The following is a 935-nucleotide window of genomic DNA, read 5'->3' on the forward strand; positions in this document are numbered from 1 at the left end:
GCTCACTCGGTGAACTCGGTCCAGGAGACAGCGCGGTCGAACCGCTGGGCGGCGAGGTCGTCAACGCGGATCATGAAGCGGCCGAAGTAGACGTCGTCACGGGTCTCGAACTGCACCAACGGGAGCCACTCCCGGCGGACCCGCTGCAACTCCTGTTCCACGAGGAAGGCCTCCTGGGCGCGGTCGATGCCGGTGAGGCGGCCTCGAAGCTTCCTCTCTGCCATCTCCAGCTCAGGATCGTTGTACAGGTGGCCGTAGGAAACGCCACCGGTGTGCCACGAGTAGCCGCCGAACTGGAAGGCGGCGGAGTCGGCGGCCGGCCAGAGCCGGTCGACCAGGGCACACAGTTCCCGACGATGCGGCATGTCGCGCGCCAGCTGCTGCGCAAAGACGGACAGGTCCGCATCCTCCGCGGTCAACCACGAGGGCAGGGCGGCCTGGACGACAGCGAAAAGGTCCTGCTCGGGAGCGATGAAGTCACGGTCCGCGTAGTAGGGATGGGCAGCGTAGTCAGCCGGCAGCTGCGCCACGGTCTCTGTGCCGGCCCTGACATGAAGCAGCCGCCTGTACTGCTGCTCGTCGCTGCGCTCACAGACGTCGTAGTCCTCTTCGTGATGCAGGAACACCAGCAGAGAGCCGTCCGACGGTAGCGGCAGCCGCTCGACCCGCGGCAGCGCGGCACAGTCGAAAGACGCGACGAACGGCAGCGGGTAGCCCTCCGGGTCGGTGGGCCACGGCATACCGACCGGAAGGTTCGGCAGGCCGCCGGCCTGGCCGACGAGCAGGTCGGCGGGCCGCTGGGGCGGCAGATCCCGAGAACGGGCCGCGAGCTCGCCGCTGTACTGCTGACTCGTCCCGATGGCGAAGCGCAGCAGCTCGGCGAACGTCGCCGTCTCCGTCTCGGTGAAGCCCGCGTCGGTCGCGGCTCGCCGCAA

At 68.7% G+C, this 935-nt stretch carries 1 protein-coding gene; it reads right to left on the minus strand.

Annotated features, from left to right (window positions below):
* Nucleotides 1–2: 2 nt before the first annotated feature.
* Nucleotides 3–935, minus strand: a 933-nt coding sequence (locus tag OC439_RS30145; RefSeq protein WP_262016380.1) for a YwqG family protein, incomplete at its 5' end; no start/stop codon positions are given.

The sequence above is a fragment of the Micromonospora sp. Mcm103 genome (genome assembly GCF_024519755.1).
GTDB lineage: Bacteria > Actinomycetota > Actinomycetes > Mycobacteriales > Micromonosporaceae > Micromonospora > Micromonospora aurantiaca.